Source organism: Deferrisoma palaeochoriense (genome assembly GCF_054656955.1).
In genome coordinates, this window is the sequence record NZ_BAAHXI010000026.1 from 1 (window position 1) to 23,232 (window position 23,232).

Annotated in this window: 22 protein-coding genes; 11 read left to right on the plus strand and 11 right to left on the minus strand. The window is 72.7% G+C overall.

The features are described from left to right. Positions 1-147 precede the first annotated feature (147 nt). The 4 genes from ACYQ8L_RS08890 to ACYQ8L_RS08905 are packed head-to-tail and all read left to right on the plus strand — an operon-like array spanning position 148 to position 2,431. Positions 148-717, plus strand: coding sequence for a CPBP family intramembrane glutamic endopeptidase (locus ACYQ8L_RS08890; protein ID WP_459941433.1), 570 nt, complete (start codon positions 148-150; stop codon positions 715-717). Next, complete coding sequence (locus tag ACYQ8L_RS08895) at positions 714-1,586, plus strand: DUF1848 domain-containing protein (RefSeq protein ID WP_459941434.1); 873 nt, start codon at positions 714-716, stop codon at positions 1,584-1,586. The genes ACYQ8L_RS08890 and ACYQ8L_RS08895 overlap by 4 nt, the downstream gene beginning before the upstream one ends. After that, the gene (locus tag ACYQ8L_RS08900; RefSeq protein WP_459941435.1) at positions 1,583-2,062 is read left to right on the plus strand and encodes a CYTH domain-containing protein; all 480 of its coding nucleotides are present in this window, start codon (positions 1,583-1,585) and stop codon (positions 2,060-2,062) included. Before ACYQ8L_RS08895 ends, ACYQ8L_RS08900 begins: the two co-directional genes overlap by 4 nt. Before the next feature lie 12 nt (positions 2,063-2,074). Continuing rightward, positions 2,075-2,431, plus strand: a complete 357-nt coding sequence (locus ACYQ8L_RS08905) for a hypothetical protein (RefSeq protein WP_459941436.1) — start codon at positions 2,075-2,077, stop codon at positions 2,429-2,431. Positions 2,432-2,449: 18 nt separating this feature from the next. Here the strand turns inward: ACYQ8L_RS08905 and ACYQ8L_RS08910 are convergent, their stop codons facing one another. From ACYQ8L_RS08910 to ACYQ8L_RS08920, 3 genes are read right to left on the minus strand one after another with little or no spacing between them, the layout of a single operon-like run. Continuing rightward, positions 2,450-2,947, minus strand: a complete 498-nt coding sequence (locus ACYQ8L_RS08910) for a PaaI family thioesterase (RefSeq protein ID WP_459941437.1) — start codon at positions 2,945-2,947, stop codon at positions 2,450-2,452. Further along, the gene (locus ACYQ8L_RS08915) at positions 2,944-3,261 is read right to left on the minus strand and encodes an XdhC family protein (protein ID WP_459941438.1); all 318 of its coding nucleotides are present in this window, start codon (positions 3,259-3,261) and stop codon (positions 2,944-2,946) included. Before ACYQ8L_RS08915 ends, ACYQ8L_RS08910 begins: the two co-directional genes overlap by 4 nt. Continuing rightward, the gene (locus tag ACYQ8L_RS08920; RefSeq protein WP_459941439.1) at positions 3,258-4,034 is read right to left on the minus strand and encodes an XdhC family protein; all 777 of its coding nucleotides are present in this window, start codon (positions 4,032-4,034) and stop codon (positions 3,258-3,260) included. Before ACYQ8L_RS08920 ends, ACYQ8L_RS08915 begins: the two co-directional genes overlap by 4 nt. Before the next feature lie 312 nt (positions 4,035-4,346). Here ACYQ8L_RS08920 and ACYQ8L_RS08925 point away from each other — a divergent pair, with 312 nt between their 5' ends. The 3 genes from ACYQ8L_RS08925 to ACYQ8L_RS08935 all read left to right on the plus strand — a co-directional run bounded on the left by ACYQ8L_RS08925 (position 4,347) and on the right by ACYQ8L_RS08935 (position 11,133). Next, positions 4,347-5,306, plus strand: coding sequence for a PilX N-terminal domain-containing pilus assembly protein (locus ACYQ8L_RS08925; RefSeq protein ID WP_459941440.1), 960 nt, complete (start codon positions 4,347-4,349; stop codon positions 5,304-5,306). Continuing rightward, positions 5,296-9,894, plus strand: a complete 4,599-nt coding sequence (locus ACYQ8L_RS08930; RefSeq protein ID WP_459941441.1) for a prepilin-type N-terminal cleavage/methylation domain-containing protein — start codon at positions 5,296-5,298, stop codon at positions 9,892-9,894. Before ACYQ8L_RS08925 ends, ACYQ8L_RS08930 begins: the two co-directional genes overlap by 11 nt. Positions 9,895-10,086: 192 nt before the next feature. Beyond that, positions 10,087-11,133, plus strand: coding sequence for a hypothetical protein (locus ACYQ8L_RS08935; RefSeq protein ID WP_459941442.1), 1,047 nt, complete (start codon positions 10,087-10,089; stop codon positions 11,131-11,133). An 18-nt stretch (positions 11,134-11,151) separates the two neighbouring features. Here ACYQ8L_RS08935 and ACYQ8L_RS08940 read toward each other — a convergent pair whose 3' ends face one another. Genes ACYQ8L_RS08940 through ACYQ8L_RS08965 form a run of 6 tightly spaced genes read right to left on the minus strand, consistent with a single transcriptional unit; the run spans position 11,152 to position 15,849 of the window. Then, positions 11,152-11,532 (minus strand): hypothetical protein, encoded by a 381-nt coding sequence (locus ACYQ8L_RS08940; RefSeq protein WP_459941443.1) that lies wholly within the window; start codon positions 11,530-11,532, stop codon positions 11,152-11,154. A 57-nt stretch (positions 11,533-11,589) separates the two neighbouring features. Beyond that, a complete protein-coding gene (locus ACYQ8L_RS08945; RefSeq protein ID WP_459941444.1) occupies positions 11,590-12,684 on the minus strand; it encodes a M20 family metallopeptidase in 1,095 nt (364 codons plus the stop codon). Further along, positions 12,671-13,204, minus strand: a complete 534-nt coding sequence (locus tag ACYQ8L_RS08950; protein WP_459941445.1) for a GNAT family N-acetyltransferase — start codon at positions 13,202-13,204, stop codon at positions 12,671-12,673. The genes ACYQ8L_RS08945 and ACYQ8L_RS08950 overlap by 14 nt, the downstream gene beginning before the upstream one ends. A gap of 2 nt (positions 13,205-13,206) precedes the next feature. Continuing rightward, entirely contained in the window at positions 13,207-14,463 is a 1,257-nt protein-coding gene (locus ACYQ8L_RS08955) for a penicillin-binding transpeptidase domain-containing protein (RefSeq protein WP_459941446.1), read from the minus strand. Between the two features lie 3 nt (positions 14,464-14,466). Beyond that, positions 14,467-15,504: an LOG family protein gene (locus ACYQ8L_RS08960; protein WP_459941447.1), complete on the minus strand. Its 1,038-nt coding sequence runs from the start codon at positions 15,502-15,504 to the stop codon at positions 14,467-14,469. 45 nt (positions 15,505-15,549) lie between these two features. After that, on the minus strand, positions 15,550-15,849 hold the full coding sequence (locus tag ACYQ8L_RS08965) for a hypothetical protein (protein ID WP_459941448.1): 300 nt from the start codon (positions 15,847-15,849) through the stop codon (positions 15,550-15,552). 293 nt (positions 15,850-16,142) lie between these two features. Between ACYQ8L_RS08965 and ACYQ8L_RS08970 the strand changes: the two genes are divergently transcribed. The 3 genes from ACYQ8L_RS08970 (at position 16,143) to ACYQ8L_RS08980 (ending at position 19,861) form a co-directional block, all read left to right on the plus strand. Continuing rightward, positions 16,143-17,336, plus strand: a complete 1,194-nt coding sequence (locus ACYQ8L_RS08970) for a molybdopterin-binding protein (RefSeq protein ID WP_459941449.1) — start codon at positions 16,143-16,145, stop codon at positions 17,334-17,336. 63 nt (positions 17,337-17,399) lie between these two features. Then, positions 17,400-19,274 (plus strand): thiamine pyrophosphate-dependent enzyme, encoded by a 1,875-nt coding sequence (locus tag ACYQ8L_RS08975; protein WP_459941450.1) that lies wholly within the window; start codon positions 17,400-17,402, stop codon positions 19,272-19,274. Further along, positions 19,271-19,861: a 2-oxoacid:acceptor oxidoreductase family protein gene (locus tag ACYQ8L_RS08980; RefSeq protein WP_459941451.1), complete on the plus strand. Its 591-nt coding sequence runs from the start codon at positions 19,271-19,273 to the stop codon at positions 19,859-19,861. Before ACYQ8L_RS08975 ends, ACYQ8L_RS08980 begins: the two co-directional genes overlap by 4 nt. A 42-nt stretch (positions 19,862-19,903) precedes the next feature. On the opposite strand, the gene ACYQ8L_RS08985 is transcribed toward ACYQ8L_RS08980, so the two are convergent. Then, on the minus strand, positions 19,904-21,172 hold the full coding sequence (locus ACYQ8L_RS08985) for an HD-GYP domain-containing protein (protein WP_459941452.1): 1,269 nt from the start codon (positions 21,170-21,172) through the stop codon (positions 19,904-19,906). A 287-nt stretch (positions 21,173-21,459) separates the two neighbouring features. Between ACYQ8L_RS08985 and ACYQ8L_RS08990 the strand changes: the two genes are divergently transcribed. Continuing rightward, positions 21,460-22,062, plus strand: a complete 603-nt coding sequence (locus ACYQ8L_RS08990; RefSeq protein ID WP_459941453.1) for a tetratricopeptide repeat protein — start codon at positions 21,460-21,462, stop codon at positions 22,060-22,062. Positions 22,063-22,347: 285 nt separating this feature from the next. Here the strand turns inward: ACYQ8L_RS08990 and ACYQ8L_RS08995 are convergent, their stop codons facing one another. After that, a complete protein-coding gene (locus tag ACYQ8L_RS08995) occupies positions 22,348-23,130 on the minus strand; it encodes a dihydroorotate dehydrogenase electron transfer subunit (protein WP_459941454.1) in 783 nt (260 codons plus the stop codon). Between the last annotated feature and the right edge of the window lie 102 nt (positions 23,131-23,232).

Below are 23,232 nucleotides of genomic sequence, written 5' to 3' on the forward strand. Positions count from 1 at the left end.
ACGCCGCTGTGGCTCGGGCGCTACGAGGCGGAAACCACTCGCGGTTCCGGCGTCGCCACCTACGAACGCCCGTGCCCCCGGCGCCTTCGCGCGCCCCCGTCCGCCGGCGGCGTGCCCGCCGGAATCGCCCCGTCGCCAGAGGAGAACGTGGAAACCACGGTCCCCCGATCGCCCCTGCTTCCGGCCGCGTTCGCCTACGCGGGCGCGGCCGCGTTGGCGCTCCTGGTGCTGCCCCACCTGGAGACGCCCCTGGTGCGCTACGGGCATTCCGCCTACGGCGCCCTGGTGCTCGGCCGCGACCCGGTTTCGGGCCTTTGGTGGGGGCTCGGGGTGGGCGCGCTCCTCACGGCCGTGGGCCAGGTGCTCACGCGGCGCACGGCCTGGGGCCGGCGGCTCGAGGCGCTCCTCGCCCGCCTCGTCCGGGGGCTCCATCCGGTGGACGCCATCTTGCTCGCCGTGTTGAGCGCGCTCGCCGAGGAGCTCGTGTTCCGTGCGATCCTGCTTCCCTACGCCGGGCTGTGGGGGTCGTCGGCCCTCTTTGGGCTGGCCCACTGGGTTCCCCGGGAGGGGCTCTGGCCCTGGGGGGTGTGGGCGTTCGTGGCGGGCCTCGCCCTGGGCGGGACGGCCCTCGCCACGGGGGGGATCCTGGCGCCCACGACGGCCCACTTCGTGGTGAACGCGGTGGGCCTGATCGTGCTTTCCCGGGGGCGGCGGTGATCGTGTCGGCGAGCCGGCGGACCGACCTCCCGGCCGCGTACGCCCCGTGGCTCCGCCGCCGGATCCGGGAGGGCCGGGCCCGGGTGCGCCATCCCTTCCGGCCCTCGGCCGTGCGGGAGGTGGACCTTCGGCCGGCGCCCCGGGGCGCGATGGACGCGCTCGTTCTCTGGACCCGGAACCCCGGACCCCTCCTGGACGACCTGCCAGGGTGGGAGCGAGACGGGATCCGGACCCTCTGGCTCGTGACCGTGACCGGGTATCCCCGCGCCCTCGAGCCCGCGGCCCCGCCGACCGAAGACGCGATCCAGGCCGTGGGACGGCTCGCCCGGCTCGTGGGGCCCGGGCGGGTGGCCTGGCGGTACGACCCCGTGCTCGTGGTGCCCGGGCTCGGCCTCGACCCCCGTTGGCACCGGGAGAACTTCGGCCGGCTCGCCGCGCGCCTGGCCCCCCACGTGGACCACGCCATCGTGAGCTGGTACGACCCCTACCGGGCGGCCGAACAGAGGCTCGCCCGGGCCGGCCTGGAGCCCGTGGAAGAAGGCGTCGGGGAACTCGCGGCGGCGCTGGCCGAGGAGGCCCGGAGGGAGGGACTCCCCCTCCAGAGTTGCTGCGAGCCGCTGGAGGCCGCGGGCATCCCGGCCGGGGCGTGTATCGACGAAAACTGGATCCACCGGGTCTGGGGCCTCCCCGTGTCGGGCCGCAGGGATCCCGGGCAGCGAAACGGGTGCCGGTGCGCCCCCTCGGTGGACATCGGCGCCTACGACACCTGCCCCCATGGGTGCCTGTACTGCTACGCCACCCGGTCCCCGGGCCGGGCCGCCGCGTTTCGGGCCCGCCACGACCCGGGGTCGGAGGCCCTCGCGCCATGATCACCTGGGAGTACGAGCGGAAATTCCTGGTGCGGCCCGAGGCCCTCCCGCCGCTTCCCCGGGGCAAGCGGATCGCCCAGGCCTACCTCGGGTTCGAACCCGTCGTAAGGGTGCGGCTCGAGGACGGCCGGGGCGTCCTAACGGTCAAGGGGCCCGGGCTCGCGGCCCGGCGGGAGGTGAACGTGCAGATCCCCCCCGAGGCGGCGGAGGCGCTCCTGGAGATGCGGGTGGAAGGCACCGCGGTGATCCGGAAAACGAGGCACCTGGTGCTCCACGGAGGCCACGTGTGGGAGGTGGACGTGTTCGACGACCCGTTCCGGGGTCTCGTGATCGCCGAGGTGGAGCTCAAGCACCCCGAAGAGGACATCGAGTTGCCGCCGTGGGTGGGCGTCGAGGTGACCCACCGGCCCCAGTTCCAGAACGCCTCCCTGGTGCGGGCCGGGAAGATCCCGATCCTTCCCCCGGCGGATTCGTGAGGAGGGACCCCCATGGACACCCGCGTGCAACCCGGGGACGTGATCCTGGTCCACGTGGAGGAGAAGCCCGCGTTCTTCGCGCGGGTCGAGGAGATCCTGCCCGACGTGAAGGTGGGGTGGCGCCGCATCCGATTCACGGTGCTCACCGTGCCCCTCCAGGAGATGACCTGGATCCTGGAACCCTCCCAGATCGACGGCGAACCGTTCACCATGGGGGGCACCCCGATCCGGATCGAGCGCCTGCCCGACCCGGCGGCGTTCCGGGACGAGCCCGAGGAGCCCGTGTCGGAGGAACGGCCCGATGAACCGCCCCCGGCCGGCCCCAAGGTGATCGAGTTTCCCGGGGGGAAGGGACCGGCGAAGCGCTAGCGCCGGCCCGTTCCCGCCCTATCCCCGCCCACGAAACCGCCCCACCACCTCGGGAGGGCACCCCCCGAACTCCAGAAACGGGAGCATGTCGCGCTCGAACACCTCCCGGGCGTGGAGGCGGTAGGTGCCCTCGGCCTCGCACAGGACCCTGCCGTCGGGGCCGAGCAGGGTGCCGGCGGCCCGAACGTCGCGTTCGTCCGACGAGACCACCCGGGCCTCGAGCCGAAGCTCCGCCCCGGTGGGCGCGACGGCCCGGAACCGGGTGGAAAGCCCCACCGTGACCGAGCTCGTCCCGGCGCGCCAGGCCACGGCCCAGTACATCACGTCGTCGAGGAGCGCCGCCTGGATGCCGCCGTGGACGACGCCCGGGTACCCGCAGAAGGCCGGGTCGGCCCGCACCGCCCCCTCGACCCGGCCCGTCGAGGGCTCGACCCGGTACCGGATGCCCCACCCCCGCGGGTTTTCGGTGCCGCAGAAAAAGCACGACCGAAACGAGGGCAGGAGCAGCGTCGTCACAGGGGCTCCACGAAGATCCACATCCGGCCGCCGCACACGTCGCCCCCCTTGGTGCCGATATCGTCGGTGAGGTCCACCTCCAGGAGTTCCGGCTTGCCGGTGGTCAAGAGCGCCCGGAGGGCGGCGCTCTTGACCTGGCTCTCCCCGCACCCGCCCCCCACCGAGCCGTAGGTCGTGCCGTCGGCGCAGACGATCATCTTGGCCCCCACCTCCCGGGGCGTGGACCCCGCGGCCCCCACGATGGTCGCCAGGCACGCCCCCACCCCCCGACGCCGCAGCGTCACGGCGGTTTCCAGGATCTCCCGGTCGGTCATGCCCCACCTCCCACGGCCCCCCGGAGCGCCCTGGCCTGCCCGGGACCCTTGCGCCGCACGCAGACGAGCTCCGAGGCGATGGAAAGGGCGATCTCCTCGGGGCTTTCGGCGCCGATCGGAAGCCCGATCGGCGTGAACACGTCCTCCAGGCGCTCCCGGGGAATCCCCTGGCGCCCCAACATGTCCAGCACGAACCGCACCCGGCGCCGGCTGCCGATGAGCCCCACGTAGGCCGTGGGCTTGCGGAGCACCAGTTCCAGGCAGTCGGCGTCGTGCTCGTGGCCCCGGGTGATGACGACCACGTGCCAGTGGGGCCCGAGGGGCATCTCGGCCAGGGCCTCCCGGAAGTCCCGGGCGATGACCCGGCAACCGGGGAACCGCTCGGGGTTCGCGAAGTCCGGCCGGTCGTCGAGCACCGTGACCCCGAACCCCACCTCCCGGGCGAACCGGGCCAGCGGCACGGCGATGTGCCCGGCCCCGCACAGGAGCACCGAGGCCTCGGGCCGGAGCACGTCGAAGAACACCCGCACCCCCTCGGGCATCTCGGCCCACCCCCTGCGTCCGGCCTCCAGGCACTCGGCCGCGGCTTCCCGGATCCGGCCGTCCAGGGTGGGGTCGCCGGTGGTCCCCCGCGCCCGGCCGTCCGGCCCCACCAGAACCTTCGCGCCCACCAGGGCGGGGTCTGCGGCGGCGACCACCGTGGCGAGGCACGCGGCCTCGCCGCGTTCCAGGCGCGCGAGGGCGTCGGCAAACAGATCTACCTGGTTCTCCACTGCGTCCCTCCATGCCCGGGGCGGCCGGGCGGCGCCCCTTGGGCCTTCTTCCGAACCCACCCGCGCTACCCCGAGAAACCGGTTTCCGGTGGGGCGCCTCCCGGGCGCACACGCACTTCCTTACCCGGTTTTGCTCGCCTGGGCAAGCCGAGCCCGGAGGGCTTCCGCCCCTCCGTGTCCCCCGGGGTTCCCACCGGGGCTTGCGCCGTCGTCTCGGTGTGGTAGGGTTCCCGGACCGCCGGCGGACCCGCCAGGACCGGCCAAATCCTCCCCACGGAACGGGGCCCGCCGTCTCGCACCCCTGGGGAGGCCATGCAACCGGCCGAACGCACCTCCAATCCGCGATTCCCCCCACGCCCCTCTTCCCGGGCCGGGTTCGCCCTGGCCGCCACCCTGATGCTGCTCGCGATCCTGAGCCTCCTGGGGGCCGCGGCGATCCAGTCCACGACGCTGGAAGTGCAGATCAGCGCCCGAGACCGCGACGCGGCCGCCGCCGCCTACGTGGCCGAGGCGGGCCTCGAGGAGGCGCGGTACTACGCGGCGCGCGGGTGGGGGAAGCTGGGGACCGCGACCCCCCTCGGCCCGGGATCCGTCGAGGTGCCCGTGGTAACCCCCATCGGCCCGCCCGCCCCCTGGGACGCCCTGTCGTGCCCCTACGTCGGGTTCACCCTCTACGACGCGGCGGGCGGCGCCTACCTCGTGGCCGACTGCGGCGGCCCCCGCGACGCCGCCCGGTTCGTCCTCGGCTCGGCCACGCCCCCCACCGGGGGCCGGTTCGTCCTGGCGCGGGAACTCCCGGCCCCCGCGGTCGCGGGAAACCGGGTCGAGGTGTCGGACCCCGCCTGGGCCCTGGTGTCCCCGCCCGGAACCTGGACCGGCTGGACCCTCTGGGACGCCTCCGGGGCCTCGTACCGGGTGGCCGACTCGGAGAACTCCCTTCTCGCCGGAACCGTCACCCTCGTCCTCGACCGCGCCCCCGGCGGGGGGCCCTACCGGATGTCGCTCCTTCCCTGGGCGGCGGCCCTGGCCGCCGGAACGGCCCCGGCCGGGGACGCCGACGCGACGACACCGGCCGCCTGGGACCGGGACTTTCCCGTGTCGGGGGGCACGGGCCGCGCCAGCGTGACGGCGGAGGAGACCGCGCCCGGGCGCTACCGGCTGACGTCTACGGGCGCCGTGGGCCCGAGCCGCGGGCTGGCCCAGGTGGAGATCCGGCGGGCCGGGCTTCCGGACCAGACCCTCGGGGGATGGAAGGTGGGGCATGAGGACTGACGGGGTCTCCCGGAGGCCGGCGCCGGGAACCGGCGCCGGTGGCCGGCGCGCCTTCACCCTGGTGGAACTCCTCGTGGCTCTGGCCGTGGCCGGGGTGTTCCTGTCGCTCCTGTACCAGGCGTTTCTCGCCCAGGAGCGGTCGTTTCGGGTGCAGGAGGACGTAACCGACGCCCGCCAGAACGCCCGGGTGGCCGTGGACGAACTGGCCCGGGCGCTCGCGAGCCTCGGGGCCGGCGCCGAGGTGGGGGCCGGCCAACCCCGGCTCCTGGTGGCCCACGAACACGAGATCACCTTCACGGCCGATCTCTCCGGCGACCACGACGCCCAGCCCCCCGGGGCCCCCGTGCCAGGGGCCGGGCCCCAGGATCCCCTGGCCACCTTCCCGGCCGGGGCGTACGCCGCCTCGCCGGCCGAAACCTACCGGTTCCGGCTGGTCCGCCGCACCGGAGAGCCGTTCTACACCCTCATGCGGGAGGTGAACGGCGGGGCCGACCAGGCCGTGGCCCTCCTGCTGGCGAACCCCGACCTGGGGGAACCCCTGTTCCGGTACCTCGGCGATTTCGACGGGGACGGCGACGACGAGTGGCTCGACCGGGTGGACCGCTCCACGAGCCCCCGGCTCGCGGCCGGGGTTCCGCTGGACGCCCTGGTGCGCCGGATCGAGATCCGGGCGGTGGCGCGGCCGGCGCGCCCCGACGCCAGGGCGCCCGCCCGGGAGGTGCGGCTGACCACCGCCGTGACGCCCCGGAACCTGTGGGACTGCCCCCGGGTGGTACCCGCGACGGCCCTGCCCGGCCTGCGGGCGCCCGATCTGCGGGCCACGACCACGCCGGTGCGGTTCCGGGTGCTCCGGGGCGCCGTGGCGGAAACCGGCCGGACCGTGCGGTTTGAGATCGCGGGCCCCCCGGGCCACGGGGCAACCCTGGCCGCCGCCGAGGCCGCAACCGACGCCGACGGCTACGCCGAAACCCAGATCGTCTGGCCCCCCGACTGCGCCGGGCTTCCCGAGGGAACGTACACGGTCACGGCGCGAACGGCCGAGCCGCCCACGTTCCTCACCCCCTTCGGGTCCTGCGCCCCGGACCAGACCTCCGTGGGGGTCGCCGTCGGGCCCGGACTTCCCGCCAGGATCTCCTTCGACCAGGCCCTCCTCGAGGTGGAAAGCTGCGGCGGTATGGCCGAGACCGGGTACCGGGTCCTCGACGCCTGCGACCGGCCGGTGACCCCGGCCGATGCGGCCGCCCACCCGACGGATCTGGAGATCGGCCCGGATCCCGAGTTCGGCACCCTGAGCCGGCGGACCCTCGACGAACCGGAGGGCACGATCCGGTACCAGGCGCCCACCGATCCCCACCGCAGATACGCGGTGACGCGGTCGCCCGTCGACCCCAACCGGTTCCCGGCCTGGATCTCGTCGCCCACGCTGCCCGGACGGGTGGACCTGGAGGTGGTGCTCCACCCCCGCCGGCTCACCGGTCCCACGGCCCGCATCGCCACCGCGGCGTTCACCGACTGCCCCGACCCGCCCGTACCCGTGGAAGACACCTTCGGGGTGGAGGACGGGTGCGAGAATCCCCTGTACACCCTTGCCGGCACCGGCGAACGGGTGGAGGCCGAGTTGGCGACCGGCCCCGGGCCGGCCCCCGACCAGGGGGCCATCGCCTCGCCGGGGAACCGGGCGGCCTTCTCCCCGGACTCGGTGGACATCGTGCTGCCGGACCCGTCCGCCGCCTCCGGCACCTTCGCGGTGGCGTACCGGGCGCCCACCTGCACGGTCGGGGGGCTTCCCCACTTCCCCCGGGTGCGGCTCACCCCCTCGTGGGACCCCGGAGCCGCCGTGGATCTTCCGGTCCGGCTCGACCCCTGCACCGGCTGCGGGGTCCAGGTGCTCGACGCCGCCGGGGTGCCCACCGCCTCGTGGAACCGGGCCTGCGAAGGGAGCCTCGAGGTCGTGGTGACCCAGTGCGTGCCGGCCGGCACCACGGTGGAGCTCGTGATCGAGCCTGAACCCGGAAGCCTCGGCCGGCCCAGCTTCGACCGCAACGGCCCGGTGGACCGCAGTCTCGTCACCTTCGCGGCGGCCGGCGCCGGCCTGGAGGCCCGGCTCCCGCTCTACGTGGGCACGGCCCAGAGCGGCGACCGGTTCCGGGTGGCCGCCTACGTGCCCGACCGGGCGAGCGCCACGGCCCTGGGGGGCGTCGCCTGCGCCTCCGCCGCGGTATCGGTGGACACCACCTGTTCCGAGATCCGGATCAGCCCGGTGGCCGACGACCCCACCCCCGCGCCGGCCAACCCCCGGGCCGAGGACACCCCCCTTTGCGCCGCCGAGGGGAGCGAGGTGTTCTTCCGGGTCAAGGACTGCGACCAGAACGTCCGGGACTACGCGGCCGACGACATCGTGCGTACGGCCGGCACCACCCGCGGGCTCGTGGTGGAGGTGGTGGATGCCGACGGCACGGTGCTCGACGAGGAGGGACCCGACCTCTTCGAGTCGGACGTGCACGGCACCCCGGCGACCGACAGCCCCTATTTCCAGGGGCGCCTCACGGTGACCCAGGACCCCGGGGACCGCCCCGGCAGCGGGCGGCTCTTCGCCCCGGCCGACCGGGTGGTGACCCTCCGGGCCACCTACCACGACCCCGACGATCCGGCCGACCGAAACTGCGTGGCCGAGGCCCTGCTGGTGCCGCCCCTGCCCGTCTGCCTGCCCTTTCCCGCCGCGAGCTTCGCCGACTGGGACGGTGAACTGGTGACCCACGGCGGCGACGCCCTGGTGGTCGGGGACCTCCGGCTCCCCGACCCGCCGGCGCTTCTGGCCAAGGAACCCGGGGTGCCGCTCCTCGGCACCGACCGGAGCGACCGGTTTTTCAACGCTTACGTCGGGGGGACCGTTTTCGTCGGGGGCACGCCCCTGGCCGCCGGTGGGGAGATGGATCAGCCGTTCACCCCGGGCGGAGCGGGGGCCGGGGTGAGCGCCGGCCACCCCAACTACTTCCAGCGGGTCCCGGCCGCGGCCGGCCTGGGCACCCGCCTCGACGCCGACCGACTCCGGCTCCTCGCCCGAGCCCGGGGGGTGTACTGGGAGCCCACGGGGGGCGGGCGGCTCCGGAACCCCCGCACCGGGGTGGAGGCGACCTTCCAGGAGATCACCGCGCTGCCCGGCCCGGGCACGGGCACGGCCCTCCACGACGGCCGGTTCCTCTTCGTGGACGCGCCGGCGGGTCTGCGATCCAACGCTCTCCTCGATGCGGCCTCCCCGGCCGACCTTCCCACCTACCGGGTGACCGGCGACTACTACACCGAGGGGCTTCTGGTGGTGGCCGGAAACGTGGTGTTCGGGGCCCCGGGAGGAACCCAGGCCCTGGCGGCCGACGCCCCCGGCACCGAGGACGCACGCTACGACGAGGCCGCGGCCCCCCCGGCCCGAGGCGAACTCCCCCTCGGCCCGGCCCCCGGCCCCGGGCCCGTCGCCGCGGGCACTCTCCCCGCCCACGCCCGGGCCGCCCTCTACGCCGAGGGGACCGTGCGGTTCGAGGGCCCCTGGCGCTGGTACGGGGCGGTAACGGCGGAAAAGGGGGTCGAGAACCCGGGCGGCGCCGCCCTCTGGTACGACCCGGCCTGGGCCGACACCCGGCTTGCGCTCTGCACCCGGTGCTGCCGGCTCGCGGTGGATCCCCCCGTGCTGGCGCTTCGGCCCGGGACCACGGGGGCGTTCACGGTGTCGGGGGCCGAGGGGACGCCGGTGTGGGAGAGCCTGGCCCCGGCCGTGGCCCGGGTGGATTCCTCGGGGGTGGTGGAGGCCCGGGCCGAGGGCACGGCCACGGTTCGGGTGATCGACGCCGCGGGATGCGTGGCCGAGGCCGAGGTGTCGGTGACCTGCGGCCTTGCGCTGAGCCTCGCCCCCGACCGGGACCTCCGGCCCGGAGACCGGGCCACGGTGACGGCCTCGGGCGTGGTCGGGGGCATCACCTGGACGGCCGACAACCCCCCCGTGGTCGCCATCGTGGCCGACCTGGGGCCCACGGTGGAGATCGAGGCCCGGGGCCCCGGCCCCGGCCGGATCGAGGCCGAGGACACGAACGGCTGCGTGGCCGGGCTGGATCTGGCCGTGAACTGTCCGGCGGCCCGGATCGCCTTCGACCCGCCCGACCCGGCGGTGGGCGACCGGGTACGACTCTTCGTCCTGGACGGGCCCGACGACCTGACCGCCCGGTACGGGTTTGCCGTGGATGGGGTTCCCCTGGCCGGACGGGCCCTCGACCTCACCGGTCCCGGCACCCGGACCGTGTCGGCCGAGATGGCCGGGGGAGCCTGCCCCGTGGGCCCGGTGGACCTCGCCCCCCGGTGCCCCGGCGTGACCGCGACCGCCTCCCCCCTCCCCGCCCGGGTCGGGGTCCCCCTTACCCTCTCCGTCACGGGGCCGGGCGGCGAGGACTGGTCCGACCGGTTCGCCTGGACCGCTTCCCCGGCCGGGGCAGCCGACGTCACCAGGAACACCGTCACCCCGTCGACCCCCGGGGTCCTCACCCTCACCGGGGACTGGGCCGGGTGCCCGGCCGGTCCGGTGGAGGTGGCGGTGGGACCGTAGAACGGGAAACGGTCCGGACACCGGCCCCGCCCGGGGTTCGGTCGTCCGCTCGACGCGAGCGCCCGCCCCCCCTCTCGTTCCCATGACGCCACGGGGAAAGACGGCCCTTTCGCCGCGCCATTTCTTTACATGGCAGCTCGTCTTCGCCTACACTTTGCCGGATCTAAAAAATCAAGAATCAGAGAGGACCCCATGGCGGTGAAGGCGATCGCGCTCCTTTCGGGGGGGCTCGACTCGACGCTCGCGGTGAAGCTCATGCTCGACCAGGGCATCGAGGTCGTGGCCCTCAACTTCATGACCCCCTTTTGCAACTGCACAGCCAAGTCGAGCTCGTGCAAGCACGAGGCCGTGCGGGTGGCCCGGGAGTTCGGCATCCCGATCCGGGTGCGGTACAAGGGCATGGAGTACCTCAAGATCGTGGAAAACCCCAAACACGGCTACGGCCGGGGGCTCAACCCCTGCATCGACTGCCGGATCTTCATGCACCGGGAGGCCAAGGCCCTCATGGAGGAGGAGGGGGCGAAGTTCCTGGTCACGGGCGAGGTGCTGGGGCAGAGGCCTATGAGCCAGCGCCGACCCGTGCTCAAGCTGATCGAGCGGGAGAGCGGCACCGAGGGGCTCGTGCTCCGACCTCTCTCCGCCCACCACTTCGAGCCGACGATTCCCGAACGGGAGGGTTGGGTCGACCGGGAGAAGCTGCTGGCGATCCGGGGTCGCTCCCGCAAGGAGCAGATCCGGCTGGCCGAGGACCTGGGCGTCACCGACTACCCCTGCCCGGCCGGGGGGTGCCTGCTGACCGACCCGGACTTCGCCGCCAAACTCAAGGATCTCTTCGAGCACAAGCCGGGCTACGACCTCAAGGACGTGCGGCTCCTGCGGGTGGGCCGGCACTTCCGACTGCGGCCGGGGCTCAAGGTGGTGCTGGGGAGGAACCAAGGCGAGAACGAGGCGTTGGAACGGTCGGCCGACGCGGGCTCGACGCTGGTGCGGGGCGCGGATTTTAAGGGCCCCACCGCCCTGCTGCGGGAGCCAGCCGGCGCGGAGGACCTCGCCCTCGTGGGACGCATGCTCCTCCGGTACGCCCATCAACCCCGGGGCGAGATCCGGGTCGAGGTCCGGGGCGCCGGCGACGAGGCGCCGCCTCTGCCGGTACGGGGTCCCCTGGACGACGGGGCCCTGGGGCGACTCCGGATCGGCCACGCCGAAGGGCCCCGGGCCGCCTGCGGGTCGGGCCGGTAGGCGCCGGCCCGGCCCGGATCAGTCCTCGTCCTCGGGCTCGATGAAGCCCTTCTCCTCCAGGTAGAGGATGTGCTCGTCGAGCACCTCCTCGATGGTGGCCGGCTCGGCGCCCGTGAGCCGGGCCACGAAGGTGATGAGCCGGTCTTCGAGGTCCTCGATCTCGTCCAGGTCGGTCCCGGCCGGAGGCAGGAGATCGGCGTTGGCCTTCTGGAGCTTCATGACCTCGGCCATAAACTCCTGTCCCTCCTCATCGTCGGGGATCTCGTAGACCCCCAGGGCGCAGTGGAACAGGAAATCGGCCTCCAGGATCTCCTCCACCGCCTCCACCTCGAGGCCGGTGCGCTCGGCCACCTCCCGTGCGGCCACCTCCACGTCGTAGAGCAGGACTTCCTCCGTCATCACAGATCCTTTCCGGGCGGCGCGGGCGGCCGCTCCACTGGGGTTACGACCAGCCTATCAGGCCGGCCGGGGCCCGCAAGCGGCCAGGTATTCCCGGCCGAGCACGCGGTAGAGCGCCGCCGCCTCGACCACCTGCCCCCACCGGATCCGCTCGTCTTCCGCGTGGGCGAATTCCAGGCGGCCCGGCCCGAGGACGAACGCAGGCACCCCGCTGCGGTGGAACCGGTTCGCATCGCTGTGGCTCCGAAACGCCCCTACGCCGCCCCGGCCCACCCGGCGGAACACCTCGACCAGCGGGTCGTCCTCCGGGAGCCGGTACCCGGGATCCTCGGTCTGAAACTCCACCTCGAGGCCGTCGGCATCGGCCAGCGCGGTGCTCACGGCCTCGCGTACGGCCGCGAGGTCGAGGTCCGGGGGCACGTGCACGTCCACCCAGGCCACGGCCCGGGCGGGCACGGCGAATCCGGGGTTCGTGGTTTCCAGGTGGCGGATGTTGAGCACGGGGCCCTCGCCGGCGGCCTCGGAGAACAGGGGGGCCCGCGTGAGCGCCGAAAGCCCTGCCAGGAGGCGTTCGGCCGCGTTTTGCCCCCGCTGGGGCACGCTGGCGTGGGCCCGCCGGCCGGTGGCCGAGATCTGCACCTCCAGGTACCCGTAGTGGCCCACGCAAAGCACCAGATCGGTGGGTTCGGCCACCAGCGCCCGCCCCGGGCGGAACTCGGCCAGAAACGCGTCGGCCCCGTCGCCGTCCTCCTCCTCGCCCACCACCAAAGCCACCCCCACGGCCCGGCCCAATCCCTCGGCCCGGAGGCCCAGGTACGCTTCCACGATGGCCGCGCACCCGCCCTTCATGTCGGCGGTGCCGAGGCCCACGATCCAGTCCTCGTCCCCCTCGGCGGGTCCGTAGTCCTCCAGGTCCCAGGCGTCCACCGTATCCACGTGTCCCACGAACACGAGGGGCGCGTCGGGGTTTCCCAGGAGCAGGTTGTAGCGGTTCTCGTCCACCGGCTGCACCCCGTAGGGGCATCCTTGCTCCGAGAGGAACTCCTCCAGGTAGGCCAGCACCCCCTCTTCCTTGCCCGAGGGGCTGTAGACCTCCACCAAAGACCAGAAGAGATCCCGGAGTCGCGCCTCGTCCACCTCACCTGGCCTCATGGTGGTCCCTCCTTCGCCTGCGGCGCTCCCGCAACTCGTCCAGGTTCATGCTGAGGTACACGTGGGCCCGGGGCTGCTCGAACCCCAACGACCGGAAAAACCGCAGGGCCGCCTCGTTGTCGGCGTCGGTGTCCACCATCACGATCCGCACCCCCTCGTCGGCCATGCGCTGCACGAGCCGGTTCACGAGCCGTTCCCCCACCCGCCGTTTCTGGTACCTCGGGTCTACGGCCATCCAGACCACGTACCCGTAGGTCCAGGCCGACCGGGGCTTCGACACCGTGGTTCCCATGGCGAACCCGGCGAGGTTTCCCGTCTGCCGGTCCTCCGCCACCAGGCACAGATCCGACTCGGTGTGGAACAGCCCCGTGACCTCGTATTCGTCCCAGGTGCGGTAGAGGTTCGGCACCTCGGCCGTGAACACCTTTTCGCCCAGGTGAAACACGGCCGGCAGGTCGTCGATCTCCATGTCCCGGATCTCGATGAGCGGCTTGAGATCTCGAACGTCCTCCCTCTCCATGGTCACATCCCGAAAAACTCTTTCATGACGGCCTGGGCCACGTAGGTGCCCTTGATGTGCCAGAGTTCCTGGTTCACCACGAGGCTGGCCACCGCGATCTGGGGGTCGTCCACCGGCGCAAACCCGATGAACCACTCGTATTTGCCCGGCGGGTCGTCGCCGGTGAGGCTCCCGGTCTTCCCGGCTACCCCCACCTCCCGCCGGAGCCGCCGGGCATAGCGGTAGAACACCTTGGCCGAGGTGCCCCGGGTGACGGTGCGCACCATCATCCGCGCCACTTTTCGGGCCACGTCCTCGGGGGCGGCCCGGCGCCAGGGGGCCGGCGCGGCCCGGTAGACCACCCGGCCCCCCGCGTCCTCAATCCGGTCCACCACGTGGGGCCGCATCATGACGCCCCGGTTCCCCACGGCGGCGGCCAGGAGCGCGGCGTGCACCGGGCTCACGTACACCTCCCCGAACCCGGCCGCCGTGCGGGCCAGGGGGTAGCGTTCGGCCGGCACCGTGGCCCGGCTCGGCTGCAAAGGGAACTCGAAGGGGATCTCCTGGTTGAACCCGAAGGCGTGGAGCGCCTCGTCGAGCCGCACGCTCCCCACCACGTCGGCCCCGATCTTCCCAAACACCACGTTGTTCGAGGTGGCCAGGGCCTCGGCCAGGGTGTGGACGTTGTTCTCCCGCCACCGGTTCGCGGGCGAGATCTTCCGGGGGTAGAGCCGGTACGGGTTCCCCTCGAACCGCACCCGGGTCTCGGGGGTCACCTTGCCGGTTTCGAGGGCCGCGCTCGCCGTGATGATCTTGATCAGGCTCGCGGCCGGGTACGTGGCCCGGCGGCAGAAGTCCCGGAGTTCGGGCTCCTCCCGGGAGTACTCGGCCAACGCCAGCACCCTCCCCGTACCGGGCTCCACGGCCACAAACGCGCCGTAGGGCACGCGGTACCGCCGAAACACCCCCAGGGCCTCCTCTTGGAGCTCGTGCTCCAGGGTGTAGACCACCCGGTGGTCCCCCACCCATTCCTCGTAGACGCCGGCTTCCGCGTTCCACTCGGGGGTCGGCCAGGAGATCCGGCACAGCACGTCCTGGCACACCGAGGCCACCTCCGGCACCTCGGCCCGCTCGACCGGCCCCGGGGACTCGAACCGGGGCGCCCAACGCACCCCGGCCGCCCCCACCAGGGTGAGGACCGCAAACGCCGCGGCGGCCCACATCCGCTTGCGCCGCCGCCGGAGCCGGGCGTGGCGCTCCAGTTCGGTCCACCACTCCATGGCTCAGATCTCGTTCAACCGGTCGATGAGCCTCCGCAGGAGCCCGAAGTCCCGCTTGGCGAAGTCCACCAGGAGCCTGGGGTACCCCTGGAGTTCCGGTTCGTCGGCCTCCTCCGGCAGGGCGCCCGAGACCCGGATGCTCCCCCCTGGCACCAGGATCGACGAAAACTCCTCGGCCAGCCGGGCCGCCTGCTCCTCGGTGATGGCCTGTGTCAGCCGCAGCACGAGCCTCCCGTTCACGTACCGCAGGCTGTGGTACCGGCGGTAAAACCGCTGGATCTTCTCCACCGCGTCGTCCACCGACTCGACCCGCTCGAACAGGAAGAGATCGCTCGGGCTGATGTACCCCTCCGCCAGGAGTTCCCGTTCGAAGAACTCGATCCACCGGATCCAGTAGGTCCCGCCCGGCTCGTCCACCAGCACGAGCGGGATCGGGGGCTGCTTGCCGGTCTGGACCAGGGTCAGGGTCTCCATGGCCTCGTCCAGGGTGCCGAACCCGCCGGGAAACAGCGCCACCGCGTGGGCTTCCTTGAGGAACGCCACCTTCCGGTTGAAAAAGTAGTTGTAGGTGATGAGCCGCGGGGTCTTCTCGATGACCGGGTTCGCGCGCTGCTCGAAGGGCAGGCGGATGTTCACCCCGAACGAGCGCTCCGGCCCGGCGCCCTCGTGGGCCGCCTGCATGATCCCCGGGCCGCCGCCCGTGATCACCATGAACCCGGCCTCCGCCAGCGCCCGGCCGAACTCCCGGGCCATGGCGTAGATGGGCTCGTCGGGCCGGGTGCGGGCCGACCCGAACACGGTGACCTTCCGGATGCCCCGGTACGGCCCGAACACCTTGGAGGTGAACCGCATCTCCTTGAGGGTGATGTTCATGAGCCGCAGGTCGGCCCGGTGCTCGGTCTCCTGCCCGGCCTTGAGGGCCGCGAGGATCATCTCGCGCACAAGGTCGGGGTGGTGAACCGGCCCGGCCATCTCAAGGAGGCGGTCGATCGCCTCGTCCACCGGGCCGTTGGAACGGGAAAAGTGGAGGGGTCTGGGCATGCGTTTCCGGAGGAGAAGGGTTCGTTCCCGGCGTGCCGGGATCGATCAGTGAAGGGTCCGGTCGGACTTGGGGTCGTCCCGCCCCAAGGTCTGGCGATAGAGCCGTCCCACCCGGTACCGGGCCACGGCCCGTCGGATGGCGACGGTAACGAGGACGGCCACCGCGATCACCGTGGGCCCGAAAAACGACGACCCGATGCTCGCGGGATGCCAGACCGCCACGGCGAGAAGCTCCGCCACGAGAACCAGCGCAAACACCCCGAGAACGAACCTCGGCCCGCCCCCGAACCCGGACCGGGTGGGTTTCCGTTTTCGGAAATCCACATACACGATCTTTCCCGCCATGGCGTCCCCGTCGGCCTCCCCCCCGGGCTTCGCCGCGCGCGCACTCCATGCTAGCATGCCCGGACCGGGGTCGCCAGGAGCAGGACGATGGCAAGGGTCTCATACCAAGTTGCGCCCAAACAGACACCCATCCCGGGGGCTCGGCAAGGGGCCTGGTTACGGCCGTGCGTGAGTGCGGCATCCGGCCACTGTAGGAGCCACGCCCGGCGCTCCACCAGGCCCCTTACCGGGACGAATCAGGAAACGGTAGCTTTGAACGCGACTTGGTATCAGCCCGCACGGAGGGTGCCGCCATGCCCACCGCCGAACTCGTCGTGATCGGCTCGGAACTCCTGCTCGGCACCTGGGTCGACACGAACGGCCCCTGGCTGGTCCGGGAACTCCGGCTCCTCGGGGTAACCCCCGTGCGGAAGTGGGTCGTGGGCGACGACGAGGCCCGCATCGCCGAGGCCGTGGGCCAGGCCGCCCGGGAGGCCGACCTGGTCCTGCTCACGGGAGGTCTAGGGCCCACGGAGGACGACCGCACCCGGGCGGCCGTGGCCCGGGCCGCGGGCGTGCCCCTCGAGTTCCGGCCCGAACTCCTCCAAGAGATCGAGGCGGTGTTCCGCCGGTTCGGGGTGGCCATGCCGGCGTCCAATCGGGTCCAGGCCGAGATTCCCCGGGGCGCGGAGCCGATCCCCAACCCCTGGGGCACGGCCCCCGGTTTCGCCCTGGCCCTGGAACGGACCTGGGTGGTGGCGCTCCCGGGGGTGCCGCGGGAACTGAAGAACCTGTTTCGAACGTGGGTGGCGCCGCGGATCCGGGAGCGGTTCGGGGGCGGGCACGCAGCGACCCGGGTACTTCGGCTCTCGGGGTTGGGCGAGAGCGCCGTGGGGGACCTCGTGCGGGACCTCATGCTCCCTGCGGAGGATCACGAGGTGACCCTTCTTTCGTCGCCGGGGGAGGTCAAGGTGGTGATCACCGCCCGGGGCCCCACGGAACGCGAGAGCCGTGCCCTGGTGGAGGATCTCGCGGCCCGGGTGCGCGAACGGCTCGAGCGGTTCGTGTTCGGCACCGACGACGAGACCCACGCCCTCGTCGCCCTGCGGGCCGTGGAGGCGGCCGGATGGACCCTGGCCTCGGCCGAGGGGTGGTCGGCGGGCACCCTGGCCTCGTGGCTACGGGAGGCGGGGCATCCGGCGTTTCGCGGCGGAATGGTCCTCGGCCCCGGCGCCGGACTCGGCCGGGAGGACGACGCAGCCGGGCGGTGCCTCGGCCTCGCCCGGGAGGCGGCCGAGCGGTTCGGGGCCCAGGTGGGGGTGGCCCTGTTCCGGGAGGACGAGCTCCTGCCCCGCGGGGGGACCGAGCGTCTCTGGATCGGGGCCTTCTCCCCCGGAGGGCAGAAGGCCCGCGCGATCCCGGTGGTGCACGGCGACACCTCGGACGCCCAGCGGGCGTGCCACCAGGCCCTCTACGCCGTACGCCGGCTCGCCGGCGGCGGCCATTGACCCGATTCGGCCGGCCGTGCTACCAAAGGGCGCCTTTTCCCGGGGGGTTGGAGGAACACCCACGTGACGAGCGGTTCGTCTCCTCAGGCGTTGCTCGGGGTGGAGGCCTGCGCCCGCGGCGCCCTGGAGGCCGGGGTCCGCCTGGCCACCGGCTACCCCGGCACCCCCGCCACGCCCGCCCTCGAGTACCTGCTCGCGAACGCCCCGGAACACCTGACGGCCGAGTGGGCGGTCAACGAGAAGGTGGCCCTGGAGATCGCGGCCGGCCACAGTTGGGCCGGCCAGCGAAGCTTCGTGGCCATGAAGATGTCGGGGCTCAACGTGGCGTCCGACGCCCTGCTGTCCATCGCCACCTCCGGCACGGTGGGCGGGCTCGTGATCTACGTGGGCGACGATCCCGGGGTGTACTACGGCATGGTGGAGCAGGACAGCCGGCTCTACGCCCGGCTCGGGTTCCTGCCCATGGTGGAGCCGGGCGAGCCCGACGAGGCTCGCCGGATGGTCCGGCACGCCTTCGAGGTGTCGGAGGCCTGCGAGACCCCCGTGCTGGTGCGGGGCACCACCACCACGGCCTACACCTGGGGCCCCGTGGCCGTCGAGGTCCCCGAGCGAAGCCGCCGCAGCCCCCGGGTTCCCTTCGACATCGACCGGTACACGAAGGCCGGGGCGGCCCGGTGCCGGGCCCAGCACCGCGATGCCCTGGACCGGCTCGGGCGGGCCGGGCGGTTGCTCGACCGGTGGAACCGGGAGACCCCGGGCACCGTCCCCCTCGGGGTGATCGCGCCGGCCTCGGTGTGGGGCTACGTGGAGGAGGCCGTGGCCGGGCTGCCGGAGGCCGAGCGGCCCCATCTGCTGCGGCTGGCCGTCGTGCACCCCCTCCCCGAGGAGCGGCTCCTCGGGTTTCTAAGCCGGTGCCGGCGGGTGCTCGTGGTGGAGGAGCTCGACCCCCTGATCGAGGAGCGGGTGCGGGCCTTGGCGGCGGAACTCCCGACGCCCCCCCGGGTTCTGGGGAAGCGCCAGGGGGTCCTGCCCGAGGTCGGCGACCTCGATCCCGACCTCGTGGCCGCGGCGATCGACCTCCTCCTCGACCGGGACCCCCGCTCGGTGCCGGCCCCGCCGCCCCCGAAGAGCTCCTTTGCCCCCCGGGTGCTCACGTTCTGCCCGGGGTGCCCCCACCGGTCGGCCTACGTGGCCCTGGAGCGGGCCATCGCCCGGGCCGGGTTCGCCAAGGACGAGGTGGTGGTCACCGGCGACATCGGGTGCACCATCCTCGGCATGAACCCGCCCCACGATCTGTGCCGGACCGAGGTGGCCATGGGCTCGAGCATCGCGCTGGCCGAGGGGTTCGTGCGGGCCGGCGTGGACCGGCCGGTGGTGGCCGTGCTCGGGGACAGCACCTTTTTCCACGCCGGGATCCCCCCGCTTCTGGACGCGGCCAGCAAGGGCCTCGACCTCACCGTGCTCGTGCTCGACAACCACCACGCCGCCATGACGGGGTTCCAGCCCTCCCTGACCCAGCACCGCCCCGACCCCGGGACCCCGGCCCACCCCCTGAGCATCGAGGAACTCGCCCGGGCCGCCCGGGTGCGCCGGGTGCGAAAGGCCCTGCCCTATTTCACCGGGAGGCTGTCGAGGGTCCTCGCCTCGGCCCTTCGGTCCCCCGGGGTGCAGGTGGTGGTGGCCGAGGCCCCCTGCGTGCGCCGGCTCCGGGGCCGCACCGTGATGCCCCACGCCGTCCGGGCCGACCGCTGCACGGGGGTGGATTCGTGCTCGCCGTCGTGTCTCGAGGCCGTGAACTGCCCGGCCCTCGATCTCGACGAGGCCACGGGCAAGGCCCGCATCGACGCGGCCCGGTGCATGGGGTGCGGGCTGTGCGCCGAGGCGTGTGGCAGGCGGGCCATCCGCCGGAATCTCCGGGCCCGGAGGATCGTGCCATGACCCTCGACCTCGTGGCCGCGGGGGTGGGGGGGCAGGGTGTCGTCACCCTCGGCCGGATCCTCGCCACGGCGGCCCTCCGGGAGGGCTACGACGCCCGCCTCCTCGGCCAGTCGGGCCTGAGCCAGGTGGGGGCCCCGGTGGTGGTGCACGTGCGGATCGGCACCCCGGCCGGCCCGAGCCCCAAGATTCCTCGGGGCCGGGCCCACGTGGTGATCGGGCTGGAGCGGCTGGAGGCGCTGTGCCTCGCCCCGTACCTACGGCCCAGGGGAACCGCGCTGTTGTCCGAGGAGGAGGTGCGGCCCTACGAGGCCCGGTTCCGGAGGGACCGGTATCCGGACCGCGCCGCGGTGGAGGCGGCGTTCGGGGACGTCCGGATCCTGTGGGTCCCGGCCCTGGAACTCGCCCTGCGCCACGGGTCGCCGGCCTACGTGGCGCCCGTGATGCTCGGGGCGCTCGCGGCGGTGTCCCGGGTGGTCGACCGGGACCAACTGGTCTTGGCCCTGCGGGACGAACGGCCGGCCGAGGCGGACGCCGAGGTGGAGGCCTTTTTCGCGGGGTACGAGTTCGTGGCCGGCACCGAGGAATGAGCCCGGGTCACGGCCACGCCCCCCGGCTGTATCCGCCCCCCACTACGCCGCCCGGCGCTGCTCCCCCAGGCCGAGCACCCGTTCCACGTCCACCTGCGCCTCCCCGGGGCCCAGGGTGGACGCGATGGTCCGGGCGAAGGGCTTCTCCCCGTTGGGGTCCGGGGCCGAGAGGTCCACGTCCACCGGCGGGGAGAGGGGTTTCCCCTCGGGGTCCCGCACCAGCCGCACCCAGGGCCGGATCAACTCCGCCCGGTTCTGCCGGCACACCACCCCCACCTCCCCCGTGTCGAGCCGCACCACCGAGCCGATGGGGTAGATCCCCACGCACTGGATGAACTTCTGGACGTACACGGGGTAGAAGTCGGTCTTCGACCACTCGTAGATCTTCTGCAGGGCCTGATGGCTCGGCATGCCCTTGTGGTAGACGCGGTCCGAGGTGATGGCGTCGTACACGTCGACGATGGCCGAGATGAGCCCGAACTTCCCGATGTTCATCCCCGAGACCCCGCGGGGGTAGCCCCGGCCGTTGAACCGCTCGTGGTGATTGAGGGCCACGGCGGCGCTCTCGTTGGGCACGTCCTTGGTGTCCATGAGGATCTTGGCTCCGTGGAGTGTGTGGGTCTTCATCACGGCGAACTCCTCGTCGGTGAGCCGGCCGGGCTTGTTCAGGATGGCCTCGGGCACCCGCATCTTCCCCACGTCGTGGAGGATGGCGCCGATCCCGAGGCGCCGGAGCTCCTCCTTGACGATGCCCAGGTGCCGGCCCAGGGCCAGGGCCAGCACGCTCACGTTGACCGAGTGCTGGAAGGTGTAGTCGTCGAAGCTCTTGAGCCGCGAAAGGCTCGTGATGGCGTCGGGGTTGCGGAAGATGGAGTCCACCATCTTGTCCACGGTCTGGGCGGCCCGCTCGCCGTCGATCGACTTTCCCATCCGGGCGTCGTGGAGGAGGTCCTTCACCAGCGCCTTGGCCTCGGTGTAGACCACCTTGGCCCGCCGGACCTCCTCCTCGAAGGCGGCCTGCTCCTTCGAGAGCTGCACCGGAGGCTCGGCCGCCTGCTGTTCGAGGTCGCGCCGCATCTCGGCGCGCACCACGGCGTCGGCCTCCTCCACCGACACGGCTCGGGAGCTGTCCTTGCCCTTGGCCGTGTTGATGTAGACCTCCCGGATCCCGTGTTCCCGGATGAGGTCGATCTCCTTGGCGCTGCGGATCTTTTTCTTGTTGCTCAGGAAGGGGTGGTCCATCCAGGGGACGTTGAAGTCCTCCACGAACATCCCCACCTCGAGGTCTTCGACCGCGATCTTCTTGATCATGGCTACGCCCCCTGGAAGGCTGTGGGACCATAGGGGTGACCGCCCCCCGGTCCCTCGGGAGAACGCCTGCGCCCCGGACCGGCGCCCCCGCGGAGGGCTCCGGCTTCCGTTTCCCTTTTACGGATCGGCCCCAAACCCGATCCCTTGAGCCCGAACGGGTGCTCTCCTTGACACCCTCGGCCGCCCGCGGGTATCAAGCCCCGACACGGAGGCGGTCGGCTGGGGGCTGCCCGGCGGCCGAGCAGCGTTTCGCGATCCGGGGCGCGGCCCCGACGAGGGAGGAATCCATGGCACTGCCCAAGAAGGTGAACCTGGACCAAGCCGTGATGTGGGCCGTGGGGGCCCTGGTGGCCGGCTTCGTGATCGGCATCGTGTCGGGTTATTTCGTGGCCCGGTCTCCGGGACCCCGGCCCGCGCCCGTGGCCCAGCCGGCCCCGGCCGTGGCCCCGCCGTCCTCCACCCTGGGGAGCCTCTCGGTGGAGATCCGGGAGCTCCGGAGCATCGTGGAGCGGGACCCGACGAACCGAAACGCCTGGGTACGGTTGGGGAACCTCTACTTCGACACCGACCAGTACATGGAGGCGATCGAGGCCTACACCAAGGCCCTCGAGCTCGACCCCAACGACCCCGACGTGATCACGGACCGGGCCATCATGTACCGGCGGATCGGGGACTTCCAGAAGGCGGTCGAGGAATTCCGGCGGGCGGCCGACATGGCCCCGAACCACCTGAACAGCTTGCTGAACCTCGGGGTGGTGCTCCGCTACGACCTCAACGACCTGGAGGGCGCCATGAAGGCCTGGCAGCGGTACCTGGAGCGCAACCCGCCCGCCGACATGGCCGCCAAGATCCGGGCCGAGATCGAGGCCATCCGAAAGCAGCTTCCGTAGGGAGAACGGGCGTCGGCCCGAGGGCGCCGTCCGGTCGGGGCGTTCCTGACCGGCCGCCGAGGACCGGAGGCAGAACGCCCAAAGGAAACGGGCCGTCCCAAGGGACGGCCCGTTTCCCGAAAGGAGGAGGAAGAGAGGAGGCTGGTCGCGATCCACCGGCCTTTGCCCTATGGGTCGGCACGAGCCGGCGAAGGCTTTAGCGAAAAAAGTGCCCTGATCGAAATTTTTTTGTCCCCTGCCACCCTGGCCGACTAGCCGCCCAGCCGCCTAGCGGCCTAGCCGCGGTCACCCAGAAGGAGCGTTCCAGTCGATCTCCCGGGCATCGAACACCGGCCCCTCCTTGCACACCCGCACGTACTCACCCGAGGCCGACCGCACCACGCACCCCAGGCACGCGCCCATGCCGCAGGCCATCTGGGCCTCCAGGGAAACCTCGCAGGCGACCCCCCGGGACGCCGCCTGGGCCGCCACGGCCCGGAGCATGGGCACGGGCCCGCAGGCGTACACCCTGGCCCCCGGCCCGGCCTGGTCCAGGACCCGGGCGAGCGGCTTCGTCACGAGGCCCGGCTCCCCCAGGCTCCCGTCCTCGGTGACCACCTCGCTCGGGATCGCCAGGCACTCGAAATCGCCGTGGCACAGGAGGTCCCGGTCGGAGCGCGCGCCGAGCACGAGCCGGGGCCGCACCCCGCGGGCGAGAAACGCCTCGGCGAGAAACAGAAGCGGCGCCACCCCGACCCCTCCGCCTACGAGAACGGGCTCCTCGGCGTCGAGGGAGAACCCCCGGCCCAGGGGCCCCAGCACGTCCACCCGGTCGCCCACGTGCCGGCGCGAAAGCATCCGGGTCCCCTTTCCCACCACCCGGAAGAGCACCTCGAACTCCCCGCCGGCGTGGGGGTCCAGCCGGTGGATGCTGAACGGCCGCCGGAGCAGGGGGTCGATCCCCTCCCCGACCTGGAGCATCACGAACTGCCCCGGCGCGGCCTCGAAGGGCACGGCCGGCCGCAGCCGCAACCGGTAGTACTCGCCGCCCAGGGATTCCCGGTACACCACCCAGGCCCGATCGTCCATGGCGTCGTTCCTTTTCGGCTGAAAAGCTGGGAAGCTGGGAGGTTCGGAGGCTGGGAAGCCAAAAGCCTTCCTCTTCCAGCGCCTGCGCCCGTCCCGGCGTGT